The 26,819-nt window shown below is 65.5% G+C and carries 26 protein-coding genes; 22 read left to right on the forward strand and 4 right to left on the reverse strand.

Going from position 1 to position 26,819, the window contains the following annotated elements:
* Positions 1 to 109 precede the first annotated feature (109 nt).
* The 14 genes from ACH34S_RS39240 (at position 110) to ACH34S_RS39305 (ending at position 14,220) form a co-directional block, all read left to right on the forward strand.
* Entirely contained in the window at positions 110 to 895 is a 786-nt protein-coding gene (locus ACH34S_RS39240) for a hypothetical protein (protein WP_395957989.1), read from the forward strand.
* 105 nt (positions 896 to 1,000) lie between these two features.
* The gene (locus ACH34S_RS39245) at positions 1,001 to 1,651 is read left to right on the forward strand and encodes a hypothetical protein (RefSeq protein ID WP_395957990.1); all 651 of its coding nucleotides are present in this window, start codon (positions 1,001 to 1,003) and stop codon (positions 1,649 to 1,651) included.
* A gap of 218 nt (positions 1,652 to 1,869) precedes the next feature.
* Positions 1,870 to 2,226 (forward strand): hypothetical protein, encoded by a 357-nt coding sequence (locus ACH34S_RS39250; protein ID WP_395957991.1) that lies wholly within the window; start codon positions 1,870 to 1,872, stop codon positions 2,224 to 2,226.
* Positions 2,227 to 2,401: 175 nt separating this feature from the next.
* On the forward strand, positions 2,402 to 2,884 hold the full coding sequence (locus ACH34S_RS39255) for a DUF3085 domain-containing protein (RefSeq protein ID WP_395957992.1): 483 nt from the start codon (positions 2,402 to 2,404) through the stop codon (positions 2,882 to 2,884).
* A gap of 347 nt (positions 2,885 to 3,231) precedes the next feature.
* Positions 3,232 to 4,209: a DUF3560 domain-containing protein gene (locus ACH34S_RS39260; protein WP_395957993.1), complete on the forward strand. Its 978-nt coding sequence runs from the start codon at positions 3,232 to 3,234 to the stop codon at positions 4,207 to 4,209.
* A gap of 199 nt (positions 4,210 to 4,408) precedes the next feature.
* Positions 4,409 to 5,968 (forward strand): YifB family Mg chelatase-like AAA ATPase, encoded by a 1,560-nt coding sequence (locus tag ACH34S_RS39265; protein ID WP_395957994.1) that lies wholly within the window; start codon positions 4,409 to 4,411, stop codon positions 5,966 to 5,968.
* Positions 5,969 to 6,373: 405 nt separating this feature from the next.
* A complete protein-coding gene (locus tag ACH34S_RS39270) occupies positions 6,374 to 6,778 on the forward strand; it encodes a hypothetical protein (RefSeq protein WP_395957995.1) in 405 nt (134 codons plus the stop codon).
* Between the two features lie 474 nt (positions 6,779 to 7,252).
* On the forward strand, positions 7,253 to 7,906 hold the full coding sequence (locus ACH34S_RS39275) for a hypothetical protein (protein WP_395957996.1): 654 nt from the start codon (positions 7,253 to 7,255) through the stop codon (positions 7,904 to 7,906).
* Positions 7,907 to 8,085: 179 nt separating this feature from the next.
* On the forward strand, positions 8,086 to 9,213 hold the full coding sequence (locus ACH34S_RS39280) for a DUF4192 domain-containing protein (protein WP_395957997.1): 1,128 nt from the start codon (positions 8,086 to 8,088) through the stop codon (positions 9,211 to 9,213).
* Between the two features lie 324 nt (positions 9,214 to 9,537).
* Positions 9,538 to 9,849 carry a hypothetical protein gene (locus tag ACH34S_RS39285; protein ID WP_395957998.1) on the forward strand — a complete coding sequence of 104 codons (312 nt, stop codon included), beginning with the start codon at positions 9,538 to 9,540 and terminating at the stop codon, positions 9,847 to 9,849.
* 322 nt (positions 9,850 to 10,171) lie between these two features.
* On the forward strand, positions 10,172 to 10,939 hold the full coding sequence (locus ACH34S_RS39290; protein WP_395957999.1) for a VOC family protein: 768 nt from the start codon (positions 10,172 to 10,174) through the stop codon (positions 10,937 to 10,939).
* 835 nt (positions 10,940 to 11,774) lie between these two features.
* Positions 11,775 to 12,689 carry a phosphoadenosine phosphosulfate reductase family protein gene (locus ACH34S_RS39295; RefSeq protein ID WP_395958000.1) on the forward strand — a complete coding sequence of 305 codons (915 nt, stop codon included), beginning with the start codon at positions 11,775 to 11,777 and terminating at the stop codon, positions 12,687 to 12,689.
* Complete coding sequence (locus ACH34S_RS39300; protein WP_395958001.1) at positions 12,683 to 13,159, forward strand: hypothetical protein; 477 nt, start codon at positions 12,683 to 12,685, stop codon at positions 13,157 to 13,159. The genes ACH34S_RS39295 and ACH34S_RS39300 overlap by 7 nt, the downstream gene beginning before the upstream one ends.
* A gap of 563 nt (positions 13,160 to 13,722) precedes the next feature.
* A complete protein-coding gene (locus ACH34S_RS39305; RefSeq protein ID WP_395958002.1) occupies positions 13,723 to 14,220 on the forward strand; it encodes a hypothetical protein in 498 nt (165 codons plus the stop codon).
* A gap of 91 nt (positions 14,221 to 14,311) precedes the next feature.
* Here the strand turns inward: ACH34S_RS39305 and ACH34S_RS39310 are convergent, their stop codons facing one another.
* The 4 genes from ACH34S_RS39310 to ACH34S_RS39325 form a co-directional block, all read right to left on the reverse strand.
* Complete coding sequence (locus tag ACH34S_RS39310; protein ID WP_395958003.1) at positions 14,312 to 17,173, reverse strand: OmpA family protein; 2,862 nt, start codon at positions 17,171 to 17,173, stop codon at positions 14,312 to 14,314.
* A 459-nt stretch (positions 17,174 to 17,632) separates the two neighbouring features.
* Positions 17,633 to 18,889 carry a cytochrome P450 gene (locus ACH34S_RS39315; RefSeq protein WP_395958004.1) on the reverse strand — a complete coding sequence of 419 codons (1,257 nt, stop codon included), beginning with the start codon at positions 18,887 to 18,889 and terminating at the stop codon, positions 17,633 to 17,635.
* Positions 18,890 to 18,950: 61 nt separating this feature from the next.
* A complete protein-coding gene (locus tag ACH34S_RS39320) occupies positions 18,951 to 19,325 on the reverse strand; it encodes a hypothetical protein (protein WP_395958005.1) in 375 nt (124 codons plus the stop codon).
* Positions 19,326 to 19,468: 143 nt separating this feature from the next.
* The gene (locus ACH34S_RS39325) at positions 19,469 to 19,912 is read right to left on the reverse strand and encodes a hypothetical protein (protein WP_395958006.1); all 444 of its coding nucleotides are present in this window, start codon (positions 19,910 to 19,912) and stop codon (positions 19,469 to 19,471) included.
* A 232-nt stretch (positions 19,913 to 20,144) separates the two neighbouring features.
* Here ACH34S_RS39325 and ACH34S_RS39330 point away from each other — a divergent pair, with 232 nt between their 5' ends.
* The 8 genes from ACH34S_RS39330 (at position 20,145) to ACH34S_RS39365 (ending at position 26,764) form a co-directional block, all read left to right on the forward strand.
* The gene (locus ACH34S_RS39330) at positions 20,145 to 20,588 is read left to right on the forward strand and encodes a hypothetical protein (RefSeq protein WP_395958007.1); all 444 of its coding nucleotides are present in this window, start codon (positions 20,145 to 20,147) and stop codon (positions 20,586 to 20,588) included.
* Positions 20,589 to 21,513: 925 nt separating this feature from the next.
* Positions 21,514 to 22,107 carry an SAF domain-containing protein gene (locus tag ACH34S_RS39335; protein WP_395958008.1) on the forward strand — a complete coding sequence of 198 codons (594 nt, stop codon included), beginning with the start codon at positions 21,514 to 21,516 and terminating at the stop codon, positions 22,105 to 22,107.
* Positions 22,104 to 22,913 (forward strand): hypothetical protein, encoded by an 810-nt coding sequence (locus ACH34S_RS39340; protein ID WP_395958009.1) that lies wholly within the window; start codon positions 22,104 to 22,106, stop codon positions 22,911 to 22,913. Before ACH34S_RS39335 ends, ACH34S_RS39340 begins: the two co-directional genes overlap by 4 nt.
* Positions 22,914 to 22,993: 80 nt before the next feature.
* Complete coding sequence (locus tag ACH34S_RS39345) at positions 22,994 to 24,337, forward strand: CpaF family protein (RefSeq protein ID WP_395958010.1); 1,344 nt, start codon at positions 22,994 to 22,996, stop codon at positions 24,335 to 24,337.
* A complete protein-coding gene (locus ACH34S_RS39350; RefSeq protein ID WP_395958011.1) occupies positions 24,334 to 25,197 on the forward strand; it encodes a type II secretion system F family protein in 864 nt (287 codons plus the stop codon). Before ACH34S_RS39345 ends, ACH34S_RS39350 begins: the two co-directional genes overlap by 4 nt.
* On the forward strand, positions 25,194 to 26,078 hold the full coding sequence (locus ACH34S_RS39355) for a type II secretion system F family protein (protein ID WP_395958012.1): 885 nt from the start codon (positions 25,194 to 25,196) through the stop codon (positions 26,076 to 26,078). Before ACH34S_RS39350 ends, ACH34S_RS39355 begins: the two co-directional genes overlap by 4 nt.
* Positions 26,075 to 26,299, forward strand: a complete 225-nt coding sequence (locus tag ACH34S_RS39360) for a hypothetical protein (protein ID WP_395958013.1) — start codon at positions 26,075 to 26,077, stop codon at positions 26,297 to 26,299. The genes ACH34S_RS39355 and ACH34S_RS39360 overlap by 4 nt, the downstream gene beginning before the upstream one ends.
* Positions 26,300 to 26,308: 9 nt before the next feature.
* Positions 26,309 to 26,764 carry a TadE family protein gene (locus ACH34S_RS39365; RefSeq protein WP_395958014.1) on the forward strand — a complete coding sequence of 152 codons (456 nt, stop codon included), beginning with the start codon at positions 26,309 to 26,311 and terminating at the stop codon, positions 26,762 to 26,764.
* The last annotated feature ends 55 nt before the right edge of the window (positions 26,765 to 26,819 follow it).

Genomic DNA, 26,819 nt, shown 5'->3' on the forward strand with positions numbered 1-26,819 from the left:
CCGCAGACAGGCCGGGTGATCCGGACCTCGCTTATGCGACGGCCTCGCCTAAGCGACTGGAGATCCATATGGAGGTGTCGTGCAGATCGCGTCAGAACAGGAGTTCCCCATGATCACCGAACAGTTCGTGCCGCTGGACATCGAGTGCCTGATCAAGACCGCCGTCGAACTGTGGGAACAGATTGATGTTGGCGACCTGTCCGAACGCCAACAGCAAGTTCTCGACCGTGCCCGCCACGCCATGTACGCCGAGTACGCAGGCGAGGAGCCGGGCGCCGCGATGACGACCGCTATCCCCGGGCCAAGCCCGCAGCGGGCGTGGGTGCTACGCCGCTGGGACCGCCACAGTGACGAGGTGACGCTCTGGGCCGACGAGGACTCCGCCCTGCGGGCCCTGGCCGAGCACGCCCGGTCGAGCTGGGACAGCATCGCCGACCGGGACGATGTTCCCAACCAACCGCCCACCGATAACCGCCAAGCCGTCGACTTGTACTACAGCCCCGAGCAGGAGCGCGGCGAGGAGGGCTACACCCTGTACACCGACGAAATCCGCACGAGCGCCCCGCCTAGCGGCACCAGCCTTGTGACGGCGCACGGCTACCAATTCCCCAACACGGAAGACTGCGAGCGGGCCAACCGCGCCGCTGTCTTCCACCCCATGCGCGACAAGGACACTCTGCCGTGCATCGAGGTCGCAGGCATTCAGGTCTACACCTACCTCGACCCCACAATGCGAGCAGTTCGAGTCTCCATCCACCTCGACACCACTGACGCCGTCCTCCTGCGGCCCGACGAGACGGTACCGCTGCGCGTGATGTGCGGGGACGAGGTCCTCTTCGACGACACCGACCCATCAGAGGCACCGCCGCCGCAAACTATGGTCGCCACCGGTTGACACCTGGGTGAACAATTCGCGCATTCCCTTCAGCTAGCCGCATTTGGCGTCGCCAATTCTAGGCATGCAAGATCCCCCCGTCCGACTACAACAGGGGGGAGCTCCATGGACGACCGAGGCCGATCGGGCCACGATCTGGCCAGTACGGACAGCGCCAGCCCAATTCACGTCGTTGGCGAGCAGCAACAGCTCACGTTGCCAGGCACCCTATGGCCGGCGGGCTGTGACCGTGGTCAAAGCGATCCTTTGTTCTTCGCGCCGGTCACCAAGCAGCAGGCCAACGAGCTCCTCGTGGCCTTCAGTCACCCACTCGGCCCGTTCACCCGCCCCTTCGGCTATCAGGCGTGGGGTTTGGCGATCGACGGCCAGGCAGTCGCAGTCGCGGTGTTCGGCTCGACGGTCGGCGCGCGTGCCGCTGGTTTCGCGCGCCGCGAGGTCGTCGACCTCGCCCGGATCGCGCGCCACCCGCAGCATCCAGGAATCATGCGAGTCATGCTCCGGCTCTGGCGTGACTACCTGGCGCCCCGCTGGGACTACTGGCCCGTCCGGGCCGCGGTCAGTTACGCATTGCCCGGCAAGACCGGGAACCTCTACCGATTTGACGGATGGCGCAAAGCCGGAGTGTGCAAGCCCTGGGTTGGCGGGGGCACCTGGAGTAACCCTTCCAGAGCGAACACGATGGCCGATGGGATTAAAACCGTGTTCGTCTACGAATACCCACCGCCGACTCCGTCGCGATCGACTCAGAGGCCGTAAACGCTCTTCTGCTCATCGTTTTCCGAGCACTGCCCGGGCAAGCAAGCGAGCCGCCGGAGCGCCCAGCCTTCGGTTGCAGATAGTGCGGCCTATCAGTCACCACCATTCACACTTCCAGAGATGGCTGTGCCGTCGATGACGCCGCAATGAAAGCCAGCAGTCGATCAGCGGGTTCAGTCAAGGGCACATCGCCAGAATTAGAGTGGGAAGAGAGGACGATGCACGAAAGGAACCGGCTGGTTCACTTTGAACGCAAAGGAGAAGCCGGTCAGCCGACCGCGACTTCTTACCGGGTGCCAGCCTCAGCTCCAGATGTCTTGACCGAGGCTCAAGCGAAAGAGTTCGATCCTAGCCCTAGCACCGCCACCCTCTGCGACGAATGTAGCGAGTGGATCAATGACGCCAACCCGGGAATGCTCAGCGTCGACCACGCATCGAGCTGCTCGCTGTACCCCGCGACGGTCCGCTGCAAGTTCTGTGGCGAACTCGCCGACAAGGCGACCGCTCACCTGCATGACGGCGGTTGGGTTGGCGGCGAGTGTTGCTGGGAAGCGCGGCTGCGCGGCAGCGAGTAGCAAGCCAGTGCGCCCAGCTCACCCCTGATCTTAACGCAGGATATGCGGTGGTGGAGCCCTATTCGTTGGCGCGGCGACGGAACCAGACGGTTGCTCGCTAATCAGTTCATGCACCATCTCGCGTCTTACGGCGACGATGAAAGCGTCACTCCCAGGATGAAAGGAGTGCATTGGCATGCCCAGACCCTCGGTCGAATTGTGCTTCGACTTGGCCGCGGTCTTGCGGCTGGCTGAAGATGCCACTGCGGCCAATGAGCACACCACACGCTGGGAACCCGGTCCAGCCCTGAATCACCCGGGTTTCGAGGTCGATGCCGGACCTTGCCTGATCCTGGTCCGCGACGACGGCGTCTATCTAATGTCGACTGACAAGAACGCCCCGAGGGACACCGAGGGCCGCGTCCCGCTCTGTTATGCCAGTGGTTTCGATCCCCGATGCGGAGACTGGTGGAGCCGGTGGAACCGCACCGGGCTGCCCGGCGACGACTTCGCCGAGTATCTGGAGCTGGTCGAATCAGGTCTGCTCGATGATCTGCGTGTAGCGGCCGAGCGCGGCTATCACTGGTTTGTCATCACTTTGGGCGAGGAAGTCCACAGCCTTAACTTCGAGCGCGACTTCCCACCGAAGCCCAACAATCAGGCTTCCTTGGATGAGTAGTGAATCGAAATACCGAATGAGGCACGGGAGAGACCTTGTTGGACTTCTAACATTCTCCGCGAACCAGTCCGGCTCCAGAATCAGCTAAGAAGGTCCACTTCCACTCCAGGGGCTAGCGGGCCTGGAAAAGTTTCCACATCTATACGCTGGCGCCAGATATACGGAGATTGAAGAAGTTTCTTCACCTGCCCAGGAAATGCCCAGCTTCGACTCTTTGGACTTTTGGAGGGATTGGTATGCCAATTGTAATCAGGCATACCCGTGACGACGGCACTTTGATCGAGGGATCCGAAAAGGGCGATGGTGTTTATGAGGTACTGCGCGACCTGCGGTGTGGATGGCGGTGGATGCGCTCGATCGGCAGGATCGGGTTGCAGCGTAGCCGGTTCAAGGCGGCCAAGCGGTATGAGATCGAGCAAGCCGCGCGGGCATTGCGGGCGGCGGGGCATGACGTCCAGGTCGACATCGATGACACGACGCTGCCCGCGACTGGCTTCGCCGAACAGGAAGCCGAGCGCGTCCAACGCGCCGACCAGCGTACAGACCGCTACGGCGACTATGCGGGTAAGGCGGCGGCGCGCAGCGAGGCGGCGTACGAGCGCTACCGCCAGTCCGCCGACAGTTGGCCCTTGGGGCAACCGCTGATCTCAGACTCGGCGCGCGCCGCGCACCGCCGGATGATGGCCGCCCACGACGCCTCCATGGCTGAACAGGACAAGGTCCGGTATTGGGCGGGCCGACGCCGGGCCGCCCAGGCCCACCAGCGCCACCGGGAGGCTTTGCCGACCGTGCTGCGCCGGATCGAGCGGCTGGAGCAGCAGCGCCGGCGACTGGTGCGGCTGCTGGAGGGCGAGTACCGGTGGGTCCACGACGACGGCGGGCCCGCGCTTATGCGCCGCGGCGGCGAGATCTACCGCAAGGTCGCCCCTGCCCCGGCCGATGCGGGCCGGTGGACCGCCGACCTCATCCAGCTCGACGGGGAGTTGGGCTACTGGCGCGACGTGGTCACCGACAGGCAGAAGGCGGGGCAGAAGGTCTGGGGCAAGGACGATTTCAGCGTGGGTGATTTCGTGAAACGGCATGGGACTTGGTTCGAGGTCATGCGGGTCAACAGCAAGTCGGTCACGGTGCCGTGGATGATCGGCGGAGTCACTCGCGGGATCTACACCGTAGCCGATGCCCGTCGGCAGTTCCCGCAGGACAAGAAGGTCAGTACGGACACGATCCCCTATAACAAGGTCGAGGGTCGCGCTTCGGCCCAGGAGGTCCGCGAAGTACTGACGCGCGCCAATAGCGAGAAACGTCATTTCGATAGCGGAAATTAGCCCACAAAGGGCTGGGGATCAGGATCGCTACTGCCCGCGCTCTTTCGTGCTTATGCCCGTGGGTTCCTGCGGGGCTCCAGATTTCTCGCAAATCCGCACGTGCGTTCTTCCGAGCGGAGAACCACTTATTTTGGACGGGGCTTGATCCCGTCTAGCTGTCGTTGCTCGCCTCAACCCCCGACGAAAGGTTTGACGTGCCATGGGTATAGCCCGTACGCGCGCGATCGCGCTGGTGGGCATCGACGCCGTCGTGGTCGACGTCGAAGGGTCGATCATCGATGGGACGCCCGGCTTGCACCTGATCGGGCTCCCGGACACGGACCGTAACGAGATCCGCGATCGTGTTCGAGCCGCCATTCTCAACTCCGACCAGCAGTTCCCTCACCGCCATATCGCGGTCAGCCTGTTCCCCGTCAGCCTGCCCAAACACGGAAGCGTCTTCGACCTGGCCATCGCCGTCGCCGTCCTGGCTGCCAGCGGCACTATCCCGGCCCAAGCGTGCGCGAGCATGGCGCTGATCGGAGAGCTGGGACTGGATGGGCAGGTGCGGCCTGTTCACGGCGTGCTACCCGCCGTCCTGGCAGCCGTCGACGCCGGTGTCAGCGTGGTGGTCGTCCCTCAGGCCAATGCCGCTGAAGCATCGCTGGTGCCCGGCATCGACGTGATCGGCGTCACCTCGCTGGGCCGGCTGATCGCGCAGCTGCGCGGCATGCCACCGCCCGACGAAGGCGGCGACGATCCGCACGACAGCTACCACCCCACCGCCCACCCCGCGATCGGGCTGCCCGGCGATCTGGATCTAGCTCAGGTGCGGGGGCAAGCCGGTGGGCGCGAGGCGGTCGAAGTGGCCGCCGCGGGCGGTCACCACCTCGCTCTGGTCGGCCCCGTCGGCACGGGTGCGGTCATGCTCGCCGAGCGGCTACCGGGCCTATTGCCCGACCTCGATCACGACACCGCACTGGAGGTGACCGCCCTCCACTCCCTCGCGGGCCTCCTCCCACCCGACAAGCCTCTGATCGTCCGGCCTCCATCCCGCGCGCCGCACCACACCGATCCGCGCGGCGCCGTCCTCGGCGCCAGGACCAGCCGCACCGTTCACCCCGGGGCGGTCGCCCTCGCCCACCGAGGAGTGCTCTTCCTGGACGACGCGCCCGAATTCGCCGTCCAGACGCTGAAGTCGCTGGCCCGACTTCTGGAGGACGGGACGGTCACCGTCAGCGGAGCCGAAGGGATCGTGACCTTTCCCGCGCGTCCGATCGCGGTGCTGGCAGCCCGCCCGTGCCCGTGCGGCGCACCAGACGCGCAGGCGTGCACGTGCCCGCCCGGCGTCCGCCAGCGCTACCTGGCCCGGCTGCCGCGATCACTGCTGGACTGCGTCGGCATCAAGGTCCGGCTCACCCCGGCAGCTCCAGCCGAGCTTCGCCGTGATCTGGCCGCGGCCGAGTCCAGCAGACGCGTCGCCGACCGGGTCCAGGCCGCCCGTGACCGCGCCGCGCGTCGGCTGGCGGAGACGCCGTGGCGCACCAACGCCGAGATCCCGGGCCCGGAACTGCGGTGCCGTTTCACCCCACCAGCGCGGGCGGCCGCGATACTCGACGCCGCGCTGACCGGCGGCCAACTGACTCCGGGCGGCCTTGACCAGGTGCTTCGCCTGGCCTGGACCCTCGCTGACCTCGCTGGCAGCACCGCGCCGAGCCCCGAGGACATCACGGCCGCTGTGCGTTTGTGGGGCGGCTTCAGCGAACCACTGAACAGCTGACTCAAAGCAGGCCGGTTCCGTTTCTCGATCGCCCTGAAGGGGGGTGTTCACGCATGCGTGAACGTGATGTGCCCGTCGGGAGATTCTTCGCGCGGTGTCGACTCGTCTACCGGGACGACACCAGCCAGATGCGGCTCTGCGACACGAAGTTCGACCTCCCAGCTGAGTTCGTTGGACACATGGCGGACGTGCACGGGCGCACCCAATCCCGGACCCCGGACCCCGGACCAGACCCCGAAAGCGCGCACCTGGCGGCGCCCGCAACGGACTCGAAAGCTCTATGAACCCAAAGAATACCGAGTCGGCGCCTGGGTCACGTTCGCCGAAAGCCGTGACGACAAGATCGTCCTACGGCGTGGACAGGTGTGGTCTCTGGGCCCGCCCCGCAGCGGCGATAGCCGGTGGGTGGTACCCGACGACGACAGCGATGCGGTCGTGGTGAGGATCAATCAACGTCCGGTCCTCACCAGCCGGACCTTGCTGGACGTCGTCCCCGAGCACAACATGCACCGGCAGAACCTACGGCGGGCCGAGAACCTGCGCCGATTCGGCCGGCTCTTCCCCGTAGTGGTCAGCAAGAATTGGGAGTACACGCGGTCCACCGGCAAGACGCTGGACGAGTCGTGGTGTTGGCACGTCGACCCGATGTGCCCGGACGCAGTCGGGAGAGCGGCGCCCTCTAAACAATTCCAGCCCTTCAACATCACTCAGGTTGTTCTGGAGTTGATCAGCGGTCGGATCAACGCTTCGACCGCGGGCTTTTGCCGCCGCTGTTTTTGGCTCGACGACATCAATGACACAGCGGCCTGACCACGCCGACCTGCCCTGGCGGATACTCAGGCGCAGCCGCACCTGACGCAATCGCTCAAGGAGCCCTGTAGAGCGCGGTGCGCCGCGGCCGCAGGCACCAAACGCCCAGCACATGGTCATGCCACCCGGGCTGGGACGACATGAGCGACCCGGACAAAAGTGTCGCGCTCCTGCACGTCGCTAAGCGGGACCACGAAGGCCGCGACGAATACGTCATCGAGCACCACCCAAGGCCCGCTAGCCCGATGATCCCCGCTTTACCAAGCTGAACACCAAAACGGCCAGCAGCAACGCTGTGCGCCTAGTGGGCGACCTTGAGGAACTCGGCGAAAGAATTGGCCAGGACGAGTATGACCAGCTGTTCACGCTCGCCTTCAACGCCCGCCGGGACGAGGGACTTACACACAGCGCACCTTCGATTGCCAATTCTGCCGTCGCCGCCCCTTTCCACCGAAAGCAACAAAGGAGTGCATCATGCCTGATACGCACCTGCCAACTCCTGCGGTCTGGCGAGGCTTGCCCGTTCCATGGGTGGTCCGCTGGACCGGAGAAAAGGTCGACCCTTCGCTGCGGCTCGGCTGGCGGGAGGGGCGGCTGGCCTACCGCCGTGAACTGTCCGCTGACCGGCGTTTCGGCGCGTTGTGGTACCGCAACCGAACCGGCAGGTCAGGCGAACCGGAATTCGCCGAAATCCATACAGGGCGGCAGTTGGCCTGCATGACCAGCGGCATTTGCCAAGTCTGTGGTGGTGATGCAGCCGAGACTGACGGTCGAATCGCCTGGCTGCTGCCGGGAGATGAATGGCCGTTGATGACCGATCCGACGGAACCCAACCTGGTGCCGACTCCGCCCACATGTCGTGCCTGCTGGTCCCTGGCAGCGAGTTCCTGCCCGCATCTGCGGACAGTCGGCTCCGTCCCCGTGACGGCGGCGGCCGCAGTACCGGCCGCCGCTCATGGCGATCTGTACCGCCTTGGACAGGCCGCACCTTGCGCCCGCAATGTCATGGTGCCGCTGACCAATCACAGTGCCTTGCATCGGATGCTGGCCAAACAACTTGTCGTGGAACTCCGCGACATCCGGGCCGCGGGAGATCGCAGCTCGGCGCAGGTGCCGGGTTCCGGTTAACACGGACCCGCGCGCTCTCCTCTCCCCATTGTCCGACACCTTTTCCGATTGACACAAAAGGGATGTGATTTCTCATGCCGAGCGAGCGTGAGCCGAGGCCGAATACCCCAGTACCGGAGGACACAGCAGAGAAGGTCGGTGACAGGATCGAGCTGTCACGCCTGGTTGTCAGCTCCCCCGTGGACGCGATCGCTGTGGCGGCCCACCTGGTGGGCTTCCACCCTTCGCTGAGCCTGGTGGTCGTCGGTATCTCCGACCAGGAAGGGGTAATGGTAATGCGGCGCGATCTTACGCCGGTACTTCAGGTCGCCGACGTCGATGCCAGCGATCGCAGCAGTGTTGAGGGAGCCGAATCGGTCGACGAATGCTTGATGTCCATGCTGAAACGCAACGAGATGTCCGCGGTGCTGCTGCTCGGCTACGGACCCGAGGAACTGGTCACTCCCGCGATGAACAGCGTTTTGCAAGCCGCAGAGCAGGCCGAACTGCCTGTGTGGGTGGCGTTGCGCGTCGACCAGGGTCGTTGGTGGTCCTACACCTGCCAGGACCCCGGCCGCTGCCCGCCGGAGGGCACCGCTTACGACATCAGCACTAGCGTGATCGCCGCGCAGGCGACGTTGGCCGGACAGGTCGTCCTGCGCGACCGCGACGAACTCATCGACTCAGTCGCGCCTCTCCAGGGGCCTGCGCGCACGGCGATGCAACAGGCCACCCAACGCGCTGAACAACGGATGTGTGAACGGATCACCGCCAGCGGTTCGGCTACCGACAACACCGTCCAGGTGGTGGACGAAGGGCGGAGGTTCATCGCGGAACTCGCCGACCGGGTCCGCGACGGTCGGGCGCGGCTCACCGACGATGAAGCCGCCTGGCTCGGGCTGCTACTGCTCAGCGTTCGGCTCCGCGACGAGGCGTGGGTGCGCATCGACGTCGATCACCTGCACCAGCACATCGCGTTCTGGCGGGACATGACCCGCCGGGTTCAAGAGCCCTACGCCGCGGCCCCGGCAAGCCTGCTGGCCTACGCCGCTTTCGCCAGTGGAGACGGCGGACTGGCCAATGTCGCTCTCGACCGCGCCGAGGCCGCCGACCCGTCCTACGCGATGGCGCACCTGCTCCGTGACGTCATCGTGGCGGGCATTCCACCAAAACATGTGCGATTGAACATCACACCCGAGGAACTGGCCACTGGCTACGCCGAGCAGAAGCCCACTCAAGGCCACGATGGTCCAACAGTCCATCCTAGTTCCGGACCCCCATTCATTCGTCATCGTGCATCCCTTCACCAGCGCGCCCATCCGTCCTGACACCCGCGTAAGTGACAACTGCCGGCCCTGTCCAAACTTTGGGCAGGGCCGGCCCGAGCGCAGCTCCGCTAGCTACCGTTCGATATCTGGGTAGTGGGGAAAACAAATCATTGAGCGTCCCTTCAAAGGCACTAGATCAATTCGCGCTAGACAGCCGACCTCAAGTTCTGTATTTCGAGAACCGCACTCGGGGTGTATTCCGTCAACCATCGCAGATGAAGGGAGGTGTCGCCGTGTCTCACCAGCTTCCTCGCTGGGTTATCCGTTCTCAGCACGCCTACCAACCAGCGCGCCTCAGCAAGCTGAGCTGTACCAACCACGGGGATGCCTGCGCTGACCTGGCGCTTACGCTGGAATCCCTGGCGTTATTTCCTGCCTGGCCTGTCCAGCTTCGGCCGGGTTCTAGCGCTGCGCGAGGCTGCCGAGGCCGTCAAGAGCGGACGGTTCGACGTATGCCTCGACAACAAGATCGTTATGACGTTCCGCGTGGTCGAGCTGGACGCTCGGGGGCGGCCGCTCGGCCTTGACCAGATCCCCGACCTGACCGCGGGTCCTGTCCCGGTCTCCACGGTCGAAGCAGCCGAGTCTGCCGCCTCCCGGTCTGCCGACGCCCGGGACACGCGCGGTTCGCAGTGATCGTTACCACAATGCTCAGCGGCCATCTGGCCCGAGCGGGAGCCGACGCTTACGCCCGAGGACGTCCAGGCAACGACTGCGCATCACCGCGCGCCGTGACGCGGGCACCGGGCGGGTGTGGAACCCGCGGTGGCTGGGAAAGCTCGACGCCGAGGAACTGCTCGACACTACCGGCCCGGGCCGTAGTGCGGTCGTCGTCGGCCCCGCCGTCTCGTCCAGCCCGGTTTGTCAGACCCCGTCGTTACCATCACCGCTGCCCGAAGCGACAAGGACGCGACGGGGACAAGATGGGGACAAGATGGGGACACGACAAGGAGAGACGATGAGCGAGCTGACCACCACGCAGCCGGCTGGCACACCGACCTGGATCGACCTGGGCATCCCGGATCTCGACCGCGCGATGACCTTCTACGGCGCGTTGTTCGGTTGGGACTTCGATGTGGGACCGGCGGAGTTCGGCCACTACACCCAGTGCTTGCTACGGGGCAGACCCGTCGCGGCCATCAGGCCGAACCCCGATCCCGACGCCACGGACTTCTGGTGGAACGTCTACTTCGCGACGGATGACTGTGACGCCGCGGCCGCCCGAGCGCGGGACGCGGGCGGCTCGATCATCACCGGCCCGATGGACGTGCTGGACCAGGGCCGGACGGCGATCATCAAGGACACCACCGGTGCGCAGTGTGGACTGTGGCAGGCCGGTCCCCACATCGGCTGCGAGATCGTCAACGAGCCGAACGCCCTGCTCCGCAACGACCTGGTCACCGCGGAATCCGGGCCCGCGCGCGACTTCTACGTCGCGGTCTTCGGCTACACGTTGGATGCCAACCCGGACATGCCCGAGCTCGACTTCACGTTCCTGCGCAGACCGGATGGCCACGAGATCGGCGGCATCGCCGGTGACCCAAAGGCCACGAAGTCCCGTTGGGGGACCTTGTTCCAGGTGGACGACGCCGATGCGGCGGCGCGGCGAGCGGTCGACGCGGGTGGGACCTCGGCCGAGCCCTACGACATGATCTACGGGCGGGTCGCTCACATCACGGACCCGTTCGGCACGGAGTTCGATGTCGGTGCGGCGATGACGAGCTGAACCGGCGGTCAGCTGGCCGGGTGGTCGAGCTCGGCAAGACGCGCGTGGATGTCGTCGGTGTGGACCTCCTCGACAAGGTGAGACCGAATCGATCAGCGCACCCTGTTCGGTCTCAACTCCAGGTGGACCACGATCCGCACCGACGACGGCGTGGAAGTCCCCCACACGCCCGATGAACTGCTTCGGCTCTGGGACGAGCAGATCGCTGGATCCCTGATGCTCTGTCCTGGTGGCCCGGTATTCCCGAGAGCACACCCTACAGGCGTATCCGCGTCATCGATGTGGCCGAGGCAAACGGATATCGCTACCAGCTTCAGGGCAGCGCCGGTCGGTGGTTCATCGTCCGCGATCTCTTGGAACCCAAGCCAAACACCCCAAGACTTCGCACGAAGTTTTTTCCAAACCAGCAGATCGCGCAAGAGGTATTCACCCACTTGACCACGGTCTAAAACCTCCAAGGCCCGACGCTCCGACGACCTCTTCGTCGCTTGGCCCGTGTTGTACGGGTCATCTGAGACCGACGCTGTCAACGGTTGGCACCATGCCAATAACTTCAATCCCTCTCGCCGAGCAGCCCCATACAGAGCAGCAACTGGCGGTCACCGCGTGACGCTCCCTGCCTCTGCTTCACGCCAGAAACGGCTGCTGGCCTCTACTAGCCAGGACAATTTCGCCCTGTGACAGGGCGGGGGGCGCTGCTCTGCGCAATGACCGGCCCACGCAGCCGCAGGCTGAGTCGAGCGGTACTTCTCACGACTATCAGTGCCCCATGAATCAACGTCGTCCCTCCCGGATTACGGGCGTGCGAATACTTCTCGCAAGACCAGGTGCGGACATGACCGAGCCAAACAACGTAGCACACCTATCTGCCGATTACAGCGCACCACCGGACTTGAAAACCTACGACATACTTCTTTGCAACATATCTGGCGGAAAAGACTCTCAAGCAATGCTCGACGTTGTCGTAGAAGCTGCAAAAAATGCTGGTGTCGGCGATCGCGTCGTCACCGTATTTTGCGACCTCGGCGATGAGGATGAATGGCCGGGAACCAAACAACTAGCGGCCGAACACGCAGCACACTACTGCGTACGCCATGAGATCGTATTCCGTCAGGTACCAGACGGCGCAGGATCGATGCGCCAGCAAGGACTGACTGAGCACATCGAGTCTCGACGACAGCAGAAATGGCCAGACAAGGCTCGTAGATTTTGCACAAGTAGCATGAAGCGAGCCCCTGTGCACAAACTCATGACCCGCCTCGTGGCCGAAAAGCGAGCCGAGGGCATCATCGGGCGCAGGGTGCGAATTCTAAATATTATGGGGATGCAGGCCGAGGAGAGTATCGATCGGGCAGCCATGGTCCCCTATAGAAACGATGCCCGCGCTTCCAACAAAACCAAGCGCGAGGTCGATGAATGGCTGCCGTTGCTTGACTGGAAAGTGCAGCACGTCTGGGCACGACTCGCCAAGACACGTACCCGCATTCATCCAATCTATGCCGTGCTGCCTCGGCTCTCATGCCGGTTCTGTGTTCTGGCGGGTCGTCGGCATCTGGTGACCGCAGCACGGCTCGACCCAGCTGGCGCCCGCCGCCGTGCGGAACTGGAAGCAGCGATGGAACACCAGTTCAGGCCCGATGTGTCTATGGCACAGATTCTCGCCGAAGCTGAGGCGATCAACCGGGTCGATGGTCCGCTAGCCGTTGATGGGCTGGAGATCCCGAATTATATCGAAATCGGAGAATGGTGATGAATCCCTTTACCCTCAACGAGGAGGCAGCGCGGGAGTGGCTGAGCGAGCTTGTCGTCGCGCACGAACTGGCTGATCTAGATGACCCAATTGAGAACCGAGGGAGGAGAATAGGGCCGCAAGTCCATCTTGCTTGGCGGCCCCGTAAGCCGGGCCAGGAAGACACTGTATCCTGTTTGATCGAGCGAGCCCATGATCAGAAGGATGTGCTATCCCATTCCGAACACGCCACGACTGCTATTGAGTTTATCGACGACGGCAATGATTGGTGCTACCGATTCCTACTGCACGTCGGCGCCCCTGTGGCAGTGACTCTCGCTGGCCCAGCGATGGAGGTGGGTCAACTCGGTGATGATGCGGTGTGCGGAGTTGATGCAGCGCTTGGGATCCTCCGTGAAGCCCAGCAGTCTGCAAACTCGCTCCTCGGGCAGCTCAACGCATTCGTCACTGCGATGACCCCCGACACTTGATGCGTCCGCCATGGACACGCGTGAGGAACCAGGAGCGGCCACCGCCAAAGTGAGTTGTCACCATGTGACCGGATGTAAGAGAGTCGACCCCCGCACGCGGGGGTCGACTCCTTTGATCAAATCCCATACTAGATAGCAGATCACAGTAGGAGACCGATCGCTCCCTCATGATACGCCTTCGGACACAGAGCCGGTAAGGCTGATCCAGCCACACGCGATCATTGGTGGTTCGGGACCCTGTGACTTGGACCCGTTGACGGCCAGGGCCCACGCGCATCCCTGACCTTGTGGGCCCGCAGCCGCGCCTAACGACCACCACATCCTCCCAGTGGCGGATACCCGGGGCAGTCGTCAACATCGGCGGACCACTGGCTGATCAGCGCGCAGGGGTCGAGGAAGCACGTGGCGCGCTGGCCACGCGCCGATCTGGCGTCGGGCCTGGGCCCCTGGGTGGCCGCAGGCCGGCCTTGCCCCGCCTGACGGCTTGGCCTGCTTCCCTTCCAGCGGCCGGCCCCGACGGGGAACCTTGCTCCGGCATGGACGGGGTGGAAGGGTGGTGCCAGATGAACGATGACCTTGCGGCAGTGCTCTTCGACGTAGTGGAGCGACAGGAGCGGCACATCCGGGCTAACGAGTACCTGGCGATCGCTGCACTCGATGGGCAGCGCAAGTTGATGCTCAGTGACTACGACTATCTGCGGGATCGCGCCGCCGCAGTCGCGTTCGAGCAACGAGCAGCCGCCCACGTCCGCCGCGTTGCCGCAGTCCGATGGGTTCTGGCCGTCCCGCAGGTCTGGGTGATCAACGAGCGGGATGTGGCCGCTCGTGCCCCCTCTCCCCACCCGCTGCGCCCTGGGGAGGAGGAGGGCGTCACGTGGATGGGCTTTGATCAAGAAGACGGTATCGACTACGGCGTCGTGCCCTACACACGCCGCCCCAGCGGCGAACCTGTTTTCGACGACCCCAAGGTGTTCACCGTACCGGTCATCCCCGGTGACCTCATGCCGGGGCACTCGCTCTTGCGCGCCCTTCTAGGTGATGAATCGCCAACTGAAGACTGAGCCTCTACCGTGCGCTATCCAATCGCTCACGCTAATGGGTTTCAGTATCTATATGTCGTCATCGCTTCTCAGCTACAAAACCGATTCTGTTTCAGAATTGGCCCATTTGTGAGCTACCGCGGGGGTGGAGCAAACGCCACAGGAGTTGTTGGGTTTCCTCGCTCGGGTCGACTGCCAGATCCTCCAGGGAGGTCTCCAAGAGACGATAGGTACGCCGTACGGCATCGGACCGGCCGAGCTTGGCCTGCAAGGTCATGATGTGCTGGTAGATCTCTTCAGCGTAGCGGTCGAGCGATCGGGCGCGTTCGAGGACCGTAAGAGCTCGCTCGGGTTCGTGACGCTCGTAGAGGACGGCCAGGTGGATCAAGGCTTCGACGGCTTGGCGCCGTAGCGTCTCCCGTTCGGGTTCGATCCATTCGTATGCCTGCTCGAAGGATGCCTCAGCGGCCAGGTGCCCCTGGTAGGTGTCGGCAGCCTCCTGCAGCAACACTGCCTGGTCCTGGTCACGATCGGCCTGTGACGCCTCATGCAGGGCGGTGTGGAAACACCACAGGTCGACACTGATGAGCTCAGGATCGATGCCGTAGCGATCCGCGGTCCGGGCGATGAAGTTCTCATCGATTCGCCCGGTAGCTCGTTTGAGGGTCTGGCGGGTCTCGTGCAGCAGGGCGTGAAAGCGCATCACGGCATGTTTGTGGTCGACGTCCGGCCACAGCGCCGCCACGATCGCGTCGCGACTGGCGCCTTCGGCATGGACGGCCAGATGGGTCAACAGCTCCCGGCCCTTGCCACGAATACCGGTCTCCAGAATCTGGCCGTCGACTCTTACGGTCGGATGTCCTAGAACCTGCAAGTAGACGGGGCGGTCCCCGCGAACCTGTGGCACAAATGGCGCCGACCGCGCCACGGACACCGGGGAGCGTGCGGCCGTCTTCGTATGCGCCGCAGGTTCGGGTTCTGATTCGGGCTCTGGTGCGCCGTGCGCGCCGCGGATCAGTTCGAGGACCTGGTCGGCATCCTGTTGCTCGACGTGGAAGAGGCGTAGCCCGTCCCAGATGTCGCTGCCAGCACCGGTCCAGGAGGTGACCTGTGCCGCGTCATCAAGATGCACTGTGGGGCCGACCGGGTGCTCGCCGAGAGTGATGATGGCGATGTCGTAATCGGACGCAGCCACAGTTACGGCTTCCAAGCGGCGCTGCTGCTCTGGGGCGGAGGTAGCCACCAGGACCAGTCGGGGCAGGGGCTCGGTCGGGTCGGCCTGACGGACCGCTGCTAGGTCTTGGCTGTCGGGCGCGGTGTCGAGCAGGCGAGCACGGTGGATGCGCTCAGACGCCAGCAGCCGCAGTGCCGCGTTCAGGTCAGCGGTAACGCGCAAGGCTCGGGCGTACTGGGTGAGCTCGTTGACCTGTTCGGGGGTGAGTGCGAGCACCCGGGTTGCGTCGCTGCGGGGAATGATGATCTCCACATCGTGGTCACCCGCGTGCATCAGGAACGTGAGCAGCAGTGCTCGGGCAACCGCGATCCCGCCGGGCCCTTTCAGGCCGACGAGGAATCCGCCGATCGGAACCGTGATCTCTTGGTGGTCACGTACTCCCAGGACGATCCGACCGCTGGATGGCAGCGGAAACAGGTGGAGCCGACTGGGCTCATCGGGCGGTAGTTCAGGATCGGAACTTTGCGCTTCGCGGCCGAGGTCGACGCGCCGTAGTCGGCGGATGGTCGGCGACGGTGGCGGTTCGCGGCGGGCCAGGTCGGGGCCGGTGGCGGATGTGCGATGCCGGCGGCGCCGATGCAGCCGGGTGACCACGAGCGCGGTACCGACACCGGCGGCGAACGACAGGCCGACGACCGCGCCGGAGGGGAGATCCACCGTGTATGGGTGATCTGTGGAGGCAGGCGGGCTCGTGGGAGACGAGTCTTGCGATGTGGCCGATTCCGACGGGATTCCAGATGTTGTCGCCGTCTCCGACGGGGTGGGTGGTGGCGTCGGCTGGGAGGGGGCGGTCTGAGTGGCCGGTGGTGAGGGTGGCGGGCTGCCTGAGTTACCGTCGCCCTGCTCGTGAGGTGGCCTGGTGGTGGGGCTGGCCGGTGGAGCGTGCCGGGTTTTGAGGGTGTAGGTGATCTCGACGCGGCGGTTGCGTGCTCGCCCGGATGGGTCGTCGCTGCCATCCGCGTGGGTCTCGGCGGCGATCGGGGTGCGCTCGCCTTTGCCGCTGACTTCGAACCGGAAGCCGTGGGCCGCCAGCTCACCGAGCGCCTCTCGGACGGTGCGAGCCCGCTGGACCGATAGGCGCTGGTTGTAGTCGGCGGGGCCGTGTGCGTCCGTGTGGCCGACGATGCTGATCGGCTGTGCCAGGTCGGCATCGGTTCCGATGTCGCGGGTTGTCTGAGCCAGAGCCTCCTTGACAGGCGTAGACAACTGGGCAGAACCGAACGCGAATCGCGCCGTGACTTGGTGTCTCTGCGGGCGGGTGGCCGCATGGCCAGGCGCCGCATCCCGGTTCAGGGATCCGACGCGGCTCGTGAGAGTGGAGGGCGGATCGGGCTGGCCGTCTACCGCACTGTCGGAATCGCTGGTTGCTGAGGGGGACTGCGTGTATGGGGGCGGGGCAGCAGCCACGTTGTGAGGCACGGCGGGTAGCGTGCTTGCTCGGCTGACGGCAGCTGTCGTTCCGATGACGGCCACACTCAGTGTGGTGACCAGGAGCGCAGCGAGACGTTGAGGGCCGTCCAGCCCTGGAATGTGCGGCGCGGGTCGGCCCCGCAGCCGGGCACCGGCCTCCAGCATCAGCAGTGCAATCCCGATCAGCCAAAAGCCCCAGGCGATGTAGGTGAGGAAGCCGAGGAACAGCGTTCCGTCGTCGCGCCGGGACAGGGTGGAGAGGATCTCGTCCCAGTTGGGGATCTGCTCGGGGATCGGCGATCCGGCGAGCGCAACGAACAGGTACGGCACGCCGACTGTGACCGCGACCAGTACCAGGGCCGAGCCTATGCCCCGCAAGACTCTGCCGATGCGGCGGCGCCACCGACGTGGCGAGTGGGAGGGAACCATGAAGATCCGTGTGCTGAATTGACTCCTGTACTTCTACGGTGGGCAGATCGTCTTCCCTTACTGAATTAGCACGTAACAGCAGCACACGGCAACGGGCCGTTCGTGGCGCTGAAACCCGCTGACATCGAAGGATCGGAATTCAGCTGCGTTCGTTGAGTTCGGCGGCTTGCAATGATCGAGTTGTACACTGCAGGACGTGCAAACGAGCCGAGGAGGCATGAGTCGGCCGTCCGGAGGCGCCCTGAGATGGCCTCGCTGGAGATCGCATGAGGCCAGAACCACTGAGGTCCCTCGCCGTGGCAACGACTCGCTTTGTCGAGAGGTGGGTCCACACCGGTATACCGCCGCTGTCTCTCGCTACTACACCGGCTGGCGAGTACCCGGTCCGATCAGTTGTACTGGTAGTTCGATGAATCCTCGCAGATTACTGCCCCGTTCGCGGTACGGTTTTCCGCTGAGCTCGATCGTTGGATATCGGCGCAGCATGCGACGAAAGAAAACGGTCGCTTCTAGCCGGGCAAGGTGGACACCGAGGCAGTAGTGGATACCGCTGCCGAAGGACAATGGAAGAGCTTGAGTGCGATTGATGTTGAACTGGTCGGGGTCGGTGAATTGTTCCGGGTCGCGGTTGGCTGCGGCGAGGAGGGCGATGACGAATTGGCCGGGAACCAGCTTAATGTCAGCTAGCGTGCACGGCTGAAGGACGGTACGTGGGTTGAGGTGGGCAGGCGGTTCGAAGCGCAGGATCTCCTCGATCGCACTGGGCATCAGGTCGAGGTTCGAACGAAGTAGTTCGAGTTGGTCAGGGTGGGTGAGCAGCGTGTGCAGGCCGTTGCCGAGCAGTTTGGCGGTGGTCTCCAGCCCGGCTCCAAGGAGCAGAATCGCGGTGGCAACCATTTCGGTGTCGGTCAAAGCTTCGTCGTCTCGGGCCACGGCCAGGCGAGTGAGCAGGTCGTCTTCGTGGTGGCGGCGTTTGTAGGTGAGCAGGCGGGTGAAGTAGTCGGCCAGTTCGGCTTCCGCCTCGGCGGCTTTGCCAAGAACTGTGGGCTCGGTGAAGGGTTCGAAGACTTTCATCGCTTGTGGCACCAAGGCCGCGAGCCGTGGCCGGTCGGCGGAGGGTACGCCGAGCAACTCGCCGATCACTTGGGCAGGTAGCGGGAAGGCGACAATGCTGACGAAGTTTCCGCCAGACTGTCGGGCCAGTTGGTCCAGGAACTGGTCACTATGCCTGCCGATCATTGCGGCCAGGGCTCCGACGTGCCGATGCGTGAAGGCGGAGCTGGCCAGGCGACGGAGCCGGGTGTGGTGTGGCGGGTTGGCGAACACCATGGTGTGCCGCCAGCGACTCATGATCGCTTGGGCCTGGTCCTGCGGTAGGTGCTCCAGATGTGCAACGGTTTCGTCGCCCTTTCCCAGGGCTCGGTTGCGCAGGGCAGCCTCGACGTCGGCGTAGCGAGAGAGGACGACCCAGCCCGAGCTGGCGCGAAGGATGGGTTCCTGCTCTCGAAGTTGCCGGTACAGGACGTGCGGATCCACGTCGGGATCACCGGCCAGGATTTGGCGTAGTAGGTGCGTGGGCTCACCTGACGTTGCGGGCGAGGTATGGGTCTCTTCCACGGTGCTTCCCGATCCGTGTCGGCAGGTCGCAGGGACTGTGCGAAACGCGGTGCTCGTTGGGTCATGGGTCAGGGAGAGGGGCGATCACTGGGAGACGGCGCACATAGCGGTTCTGCTCCGAGGTGATTTCGACCATGGCATCGGCCATGTCCTGAGTGATCAGATCTTCGCGAACGAAGACGGTGTGCACCCCGCCCTGGAGATCGAGAACGGCCGGCTGTAACGGTGCGGGCATCTGCTCTGGTGGGAGCCGATGCATTCTGATCTCGGGTCTCGGTTCAGTCGGGGTGGTGAGCGAGATGGTGGTCTGGGTGTAACGGTTGGCCAGTGCCTCGAACTCGCGGGCGAGTTCTTCAGAGATCTTGTCCGCACGGCAGTAGTAGATCCAGCCTGCAAGGGTCCGGTGGACTAAGACAGGGCCGAGCCGGTCGTCCATTTCCTCCGGGTCCACCCTTACGAATCGCGATGGGATGGTCATTTCACCCCCTACAGCTGAGCCAAGTCCTGGTCTCTGTTGATCAGAATCGATGGACAGTTCCTCCATGCTCCCTCGGGCCATGAGTTTCGAGCGTAATTCCCTTAACTCGGAGGCGCCCCGGTGTCCGCGTCATCAGGAGGTTGGTTCAAGCGCCGGGTCTGGCGGCGGACGAACTCTTCGGCCATTCGGCGGAGCATGCGCTTGTCCTCGTCAGGAAGATCTCGCGCAAGGCGAAACAAGATCCATTCGTCAGAGCCCAGCCTGACCTCGCTGATCTCATATTCCAGCCACTGGCGCGCAGCCAAGGTCTTCACCAACTCATCGGGGACTTCCATGGCCGCGGCTAGGGCGCGCATCTGCCATGGCTCAGGGGCCTTGGCCACGTGCCCGGCGGCAAGCTTGCTGATCCACTGGAAGCCGAGCGCCTGCCCGCTCACCGGGTCGATCGCACGCACAGCCATGCGTCGATAACTGAGTCCAGAAGCGTTGTGATCGCGCACGAACTCGCTGAGCGCAAGTTGTCGCGGTTCGGGTGTCGTTGCCACGCGCCTCTCCTCGCTTCGCCCGCTCCTCTTTACAACCCTACCCCAAGGTGTCTTACTATCTCGACAGATCGTCCTAGTTTCGCGACAGAGGACGGAGATCATGAGGCGACACTACGGTCGAACTCTCAGTGAGCGGAGCTCGGACATCTCGCCTGCTCACACGCCTTCCTTACACCATGCACTCCTGTTCGCTGCGCTTCTGGCCAGTGCCTGCGGTGGCAACGAAGATCCTGTGTCACTGCCCTCCAGCCGGGCGCCCAGCCCTCCAGCGGCATCGACGACGGTCCAGGACGCGATCAAACACAGCTACAACCAGTACTGGGTGGTGCTCCCCCAGGCTGAACAAGCCGTCAGCCCGCAGGATCGCCGTCACCTCCTCGGGCGGTACGCAGCTCAGCCGCTCCTCGACGACGTGCTCCGCAATATCGAAAAGCTCCACGCCCAAGACCTGACCTCCATCGGGCACATCGTCGTCCGCATCGAGAAAGTGCAGGTCAAAGGGAGCCAGGCGACCGTGTGGGATTGCCAGGACAGCACGAATGCGCAGCTGAAGAACTCCCGCACGGGAAAGGTCACCAGCCGCGGAACACCAAACGATCATCTACGAGCAACCCTTGCGCGAGGATCTGATCGGCAATGGCGTATCACTCGCATCTCTCCACTAGGACGTTGCTAGGACGTCCGCTATCAATCATGGCAACGGGCCTGGTCGCGACGATGACCTGCGCCGTCGTACCTGCGGGGACAGCTTCGGCCCGGCAGGACCCGATTCCGCCAGAGCCCTATCCCTGGGGCTATGGCTACGGCGCCGAGAAGCCCGGCCGCGGCGGCGGCAGTGGCAATAGAGCGCCAGCTCCGCGCGCAGGCGGCGGCCAGGGTGATGGCGGTGCTGGTCCCGTGGACATCTGCGGTGCGTGGCGGTTCGGAACCGACGCATGCGGTCCCTTCACCCTCCCCGGAGACACCGACGCCGACCGCGCTCCTGTCCCGACCGCGTCGCCTGTTCAGTTGGCCCGGCAGGCGTGGGGCCGGCTTCCGGTTCCCGAGCCTGAAGTGCGGACCGCGCCGCCACGTGGATCGGAGGGGCTGGTGGGATTGCCGGAATGGTTCTGGGTGGCCAACTGGACCACCCACACCGATCGAGTGTCAGCCGGCGGCGTTTGGGCCCAGGTCACAGCACGACCGACAACCTTGACGATCAATCCAGGTTCGGGGCTGCCGCCGGTGACTTGTAGCGGCGCCGGCCAGGCCTACGCCCCTGCGCGCCCCGCACACACACAGCATTCAGAGTGCTCCTTCACCTATCAGCGTTCGTCGGCAGGTCTGCCGGGGTCGGCGTATCAGGTGACGGTAACGGTGACCTGGGGCGGGACCTGGGTCGGTTCCGGAGGGGCCGGCGGTGCACTGCCCACCCTGTCGCGGTCGGCGACGTTCCCGCTGCGGGTCGCCGAGGGCCAGGCGGTCACAGGGGGTCGATGATGATGGCGCACAAATCCCGGACCCCACACGTCCAAGAATTCACCCCGACGTCCAGTCCTGATGGCCAGCAATCGCGCAATCGCGATCCGCTACCTCCCCTTCCGCGCCAGCGGCGCCGCCGGATGGTCGTCATCGGCATGCTGCTGATGTTGACCGGGGCGCTGTCGGCCGCCTACCTGTACACCGAGACCGGCGATCGCACCTCGGTCGTGATGGTCACCCGCGATATTCCAGTCGGCTCCCCAATCGACGCCTGGGACGTGGCGACCACGCAGGTGGACGCCGGGCAGGGCGTGGCGCTCGTCCCTGGGCGACAACTCCGGCAAGTGGTGGGGCGGGTGGCGTCCGTGGACCTGCGCAAGGGCACGCTGCTGGCGCCCTCGCAGGTGACCACGGCGTTGAGCCCGCGAACGGGGCAGCAGGTGGTGCCGATCGCGCTCAAGGCCAGCCAACTCCCGGCCCGCGGCCTGGCGCCGGGTGATCAAGTGCTGGTGATCGCCACTCCCGGTCAACAGGGACAGAGTCCGCCGACCGCTGCGGGCGGAGATCAGTTGACGCAGGACACGGCGGCAACCATCGATCAGGTCAGTTCCGCCGATGCCGAGGGCAGTGTGCAGGTCGATCTGGTGGTCGACGCCCGGGTGGGCCCGGCGATCGCCAAGCAGGCGTCCACCGGCAGGTTGGCGTTGGTAGTGACCGCGCGGGGGCCGCGATGAGCGTGATCGCCTTCACCAGCCCCGGAGACTCTCCCGGAGCCACCACCACGGCCTTCGCGATGGCGCTGACCTGGCCGGGACGGGTACTGCTGGCTGAGTGCTCCCCGGCCGGCGGGCAGATTCTGCGCGGCTACTTCCAATGCCATACCCCACCGGTGGGCGGGCTGTGGGATCTGGCGCTGGCCGCCGTGCACAGCCCGAACGCCGCCGAGGCCGCAATGTGGGAGCAGACCATCGCCTTGGACGACGAACGCCAGCATCTGCTGCTGCCCGGTCTGGTGGACCCGTTCCTGGCCACCGAGTTCTCGGCAACCACCTGGGACAATCTGGCGGCGACGTTCTCCGCCCTGCCGTTCCCCGTGCTCGCCGACACCGGACCGATCAGCCCCGAGCAGCCATTCGCGTTGCTGCGCGCCGCCGAGCTGGTGATCGTAGTGATGCGGCCGACGCTAGCTCAGGTCGCCGCGGCACGCCCGCGGATTGCCCGGCTCCGTCAAGCCCTGGGCCCGACCGTGCCGTTGGCGTTGTGCCTGATCGGAGAGCGTCCCTACACCCTGCGCGACCTTCGTGCCGAGCTCGGCGAGTTCGCGATGACCGCCACGATGCCGATCGACGAGAAGGCCGCCAGCGTGCTGTCGCAGGGTGGCGGCAGCGATCGGGCCCGTCGGCGGATTGAGGTCAGTCCGCTGATGCGCGCCGCCCGCACCACGGCGAACCATGCGCTGAGCTTCACGACCGCGCAGCGCCGGGCCTTGACCGGATCGAGTTCCGGACGGGCTCCAGTAGTGGGAGAGGGGCGGCGATGAACAACCGTTCGGTGTGGCCCACCGGTGGATCGCCTGGATGGCCCCGCTCGGATACTAGGCATCAAGCGCCGGGCGGTCTCGTGGATGGGCGTCCGGCCGGTTGGAAACCGGGCGCCCTGCCTGCGGAGCGGACGGGTATCGAGGAGGCCACCGCGCGCAGCGCGGTCGCCGACATCAACCGTGCCCTGGATGACCAGATCACCGCGGAAACCACGCCCGAGCAGGCGCGGATGCTCATTGCCGCCGAGGTGCGGGCGTGGATCGCCGACCAGGCCGGCTCGGGCCGCTACCGGCTCACCGCGGAATTGGAGGCGCGGCTGGTCGGCGCGGTCTACAACGAGCGGTTTGGGCTCGGAGCGCTTCAGCCGCTGCTGGAGGACCCGCACATCGAGACCATCGACGTCAACGGCGCGCACCAGGTGTGGATCAACTACGCCGATGGCCGCAAGGAGCCGGGTGAGCCGGTCGCCGACTCCGATGCGCAGCTGGTCGAGCTGATCCGCCGGTGGGGCGCCTACCAAGGCCAGACCGCCCGCGACTTCTCCCCCGCCAAGCCCAAGCTCCGCTTGGCGCTGCCGGACGGCTCCCGCCTGACCGCGCTCATGACCGTGACACCGCGGCCGTGCCTGTCGATCCGGCGGCACCGGATGCTCGACGTCGACCTGGACCAGCTCGTCGACAACGGCACCCTCGACCCGGGATTGCGGGAGTTCCTACGCGCCGCCATCGCCACCCGCAAGGACATCGTGGTGACCGGCGGGATGGGCAGCGGCAAGACCACCTTCGCCCGCGCACTGGCCGCCGACTTCGACCGCGACGAACGCATCGTCACCATCGAGAACGAGTACGAGCTGTTCCTGCACACGCTGCCGCACCGGCACACCGACATCGTCGCGATGGAGGCCCGCGAGCCCAACGCCGAAGGCGTTGGCGCCATCCCGGTCCGCCAGCTAGTCACCGACGCGCTGCGGCTGAACGCCAAACGGATTATCGTCGGCGAGGTCCTGGGCGATGAGCTGGTGCCGATGCTGACCGCGATGAACACCGGCGGCGAAGGTTCGCTGTGCACCATCCACGCCGACTCGGCAGGCGAGGTGTTCTCCCGGATGCTGATCCTGGCCGACTCCGGCGGCCTGACCTACCCACCCGCCACGCTCTTCCAGTTGGCGGGCATGGCGGTGGACTTCGTCGTCCACCTCACCCACCAGGTCCACCACCAGCACGGCCACCCGGTGAACCAGCGCTACGTCTCCGAAGTGCTGGAGGTGCTGCCGCCCGGCGACACCGACGAACCGGCCACCAATCAGGTCTACGTGCCCGGCCGGGACGACCGAGCGGTGCCGCACACCTTGCCGCAGTGCGCCGCCGAGTTGGAGGCGGTCGGGTTCGACCTGTCCTCCTTCCATGTGGGGGCGGCCCGGTGACCAGCAACGCAGTCCTCGCCGCGCTGGCCGCCACCCTGGTCATCACCGGGCTGCTGCTGATCGTGGCCGCCTGGACCCGCATCGATCTGCTGCCCGAACCACCCGCCGGTCGCCCGCGACGGCACCTAGCGCAATGGCGATCGCGCCGCACCCTTCTTGAAACCGGTGTGGCCGCGGCCATCGGAATCGCGGCGTGGGCGGCCACCGGGTGGCCAGTGGCCGCGATCGCGGTTGCCGCCGCCTCGCTCGCCCTGCCGCGCCTGCTGGGCGGACGGGCCGCGCATCGACGCATCACCCGGCTGGAAGCCATGGAGGCATGGACGCGCCAGCTCGCCGACGTCCTCACCACCGGCACCGGCATCGAAGAGGCACTGCTCACCACCGCTTCCAGCCCGCCCGGACCGATCGCCGCCGAAGTGACCGCGCTGCGGCGACGACTGGAATACCGCGTCACCACCGAAGACGCACTGCGCGCTTTCGCCGATGACCTGGCCCACCCGGTCGGCGACACCATCGCCGCCACCCTGATCGTCGCCTCCCAGGTCCGCGGACGCGGCCTGCGCCAGGTACTCACCGCCCTGGCCGGCACCGTGGCCAAGGACGTGGCCATGCAACGCGAGATCGACGCCGAACGCGCCACTCACCGAACCACCGCCATCTGGGTCGTCGTCGCGCTCGCCGCGTTCGTCGGCTTCGCCATGCTCAACCGCACCTACGTGGCCCCGTTCGGCACCCCGACCGGGCAACTGATGCTCGTCCTCGTCGTCGCGCTGTACGCCGGAACCGTCCTGTGGCTGCACCGCCTGGCCTCCCCCGCCCCGCGACACAGATTTCTGCCTGAACACCGGAGACGCCGATGACGATCACGCTTGTGCTCGCGGCCGGCAGCCTCGTCGGGCTGGGAGTGTTCCTGTGCGTCAGAGAACTGTTCCCTGCCCCGCCACAGCTGGCCGCCGCCCTGGACCGAATCGCCCCACCAACACGACGCTCGGCAGCCGACATCGTCCCCGATGGCCGAACTGCACAGCTCGGCCGGTGGCTGGCGGCACGCATCACCGGAACCGCCCTCGACGTACGGCTCCCCCGGCGGGACCTGGCGCTCATCGGCAAGTCCGCCGAGGCGTATCTGGTCCAAAAGCTCGGTATGGCCGCGCTCGGGTTCGCCGTACCGACCGTGCTGTGGACCCTGCTGATGCCCCCGGTGCCGTGGCTTGTCAGCACCGGCTCCACCCTGGCCTACGCCGCGATCATGTTCGCCGCGCCCGACATCGCGCTGCGCAGCCAAGCCAAGGAGGCGCGCGAAGAGTTCAAGGTCTCGCTCATCGCCTACCTCGATCTGATCAAGATGGCCCGCGCCAGCGGCGCCGGCCCCGGCGAGGCCCTGGAGGCCCCGGCTCGGGTGTGCCGCGGGTGGGCGTTCCAGCGGATCGCCGCCACCGTAGACCCCGCAGCCCGCGGGACTCGCGACCCGTGGGACGAGCTCGCCCGCTTGGCCGACCGGATCGGCGTCCACGAACTCGCCGACACCGCCGCCATCGCCCGCCGCGCCGGCACCCAAGGGGCCGCCATCCTCGACAGCCTCACCGCCAAGGCCGCATCCCTGCGCGAACAGCAGCTCGCCGCTGCGCTCGCGCGCGCCAAGTCACGCACCGAGACGATGACCCTGCCCGTCGCCCTGTCAGTGCTGGGCTACCTGATTCTGCTCGGCTATCCCGCCTACTCCCGCATCACCGGCTCATGAACGCAACTGAGGAGGTCATCCCCGTCATGAAAGGCCCCCAGCTCCCGCCAGACCTCTCATACCTGCGCGCCCTGCTCGACGTGTGGCGCGGCGAAGCGAGGGATCGCGGCAGCATTACCCTCGAATGGATGGTGATCATCGGCATCCTCTTCGCCGCCGCCGTCTGGGCCGCCACCAAGATCGTGTCCGCGATCCATTCCCACGCCAACCAGATCAGATAGGCCGCCGTGATGGGCCCAGGCAACATCGGCGACGACCGGGGCAGCATCACGCTGGAGACCGTCATCGCCGTCCCCGTCGCGCTCTTGGCCGTCCTGCTGACCATTAACGCCGCCCTGTGGTTTCACGCCCGCAACACCGCCCTCGCCGCGGCCCAGGAAGGCGTTCGCACCGCCCGCGCCTACGGCGCCAATCCCGCCCAGGCCAGCACAACCGCTCTCACATTCGCCCGCAGCAACGGCGAGGGCTTCCTCCAGTCTCCGAGCGCGGATACCCACGGCGGCACGGCCACCACCATCGTGGTCCGCGTGCGCGGAACCGCCATCTCCCTGGTCCCTGGCCTGCATCTGCGTGTCGACCAGGTTGCCCGCGGACCTGTCGAACGATTTACGGTTGATCCCCGTGGGTTCACGAATTCTGAAGGGTCATCTGGCGCGAACCCAAGGGGGGTGACCCCTGGTGGGTGAGCTTAAGCCCTCAGGTTCGGGAACCGAAGGCGCCGGCAGGGTCGGCGTAGGCAGA

This window comes from Actinomadura sp. 3N508 (assembly GCF_044326375.1).
GTDB lineage: Bacteria > Actinomycetota > Actinomycetes > Streptosporangiales > Streptosporangiaceae > Spirillospora.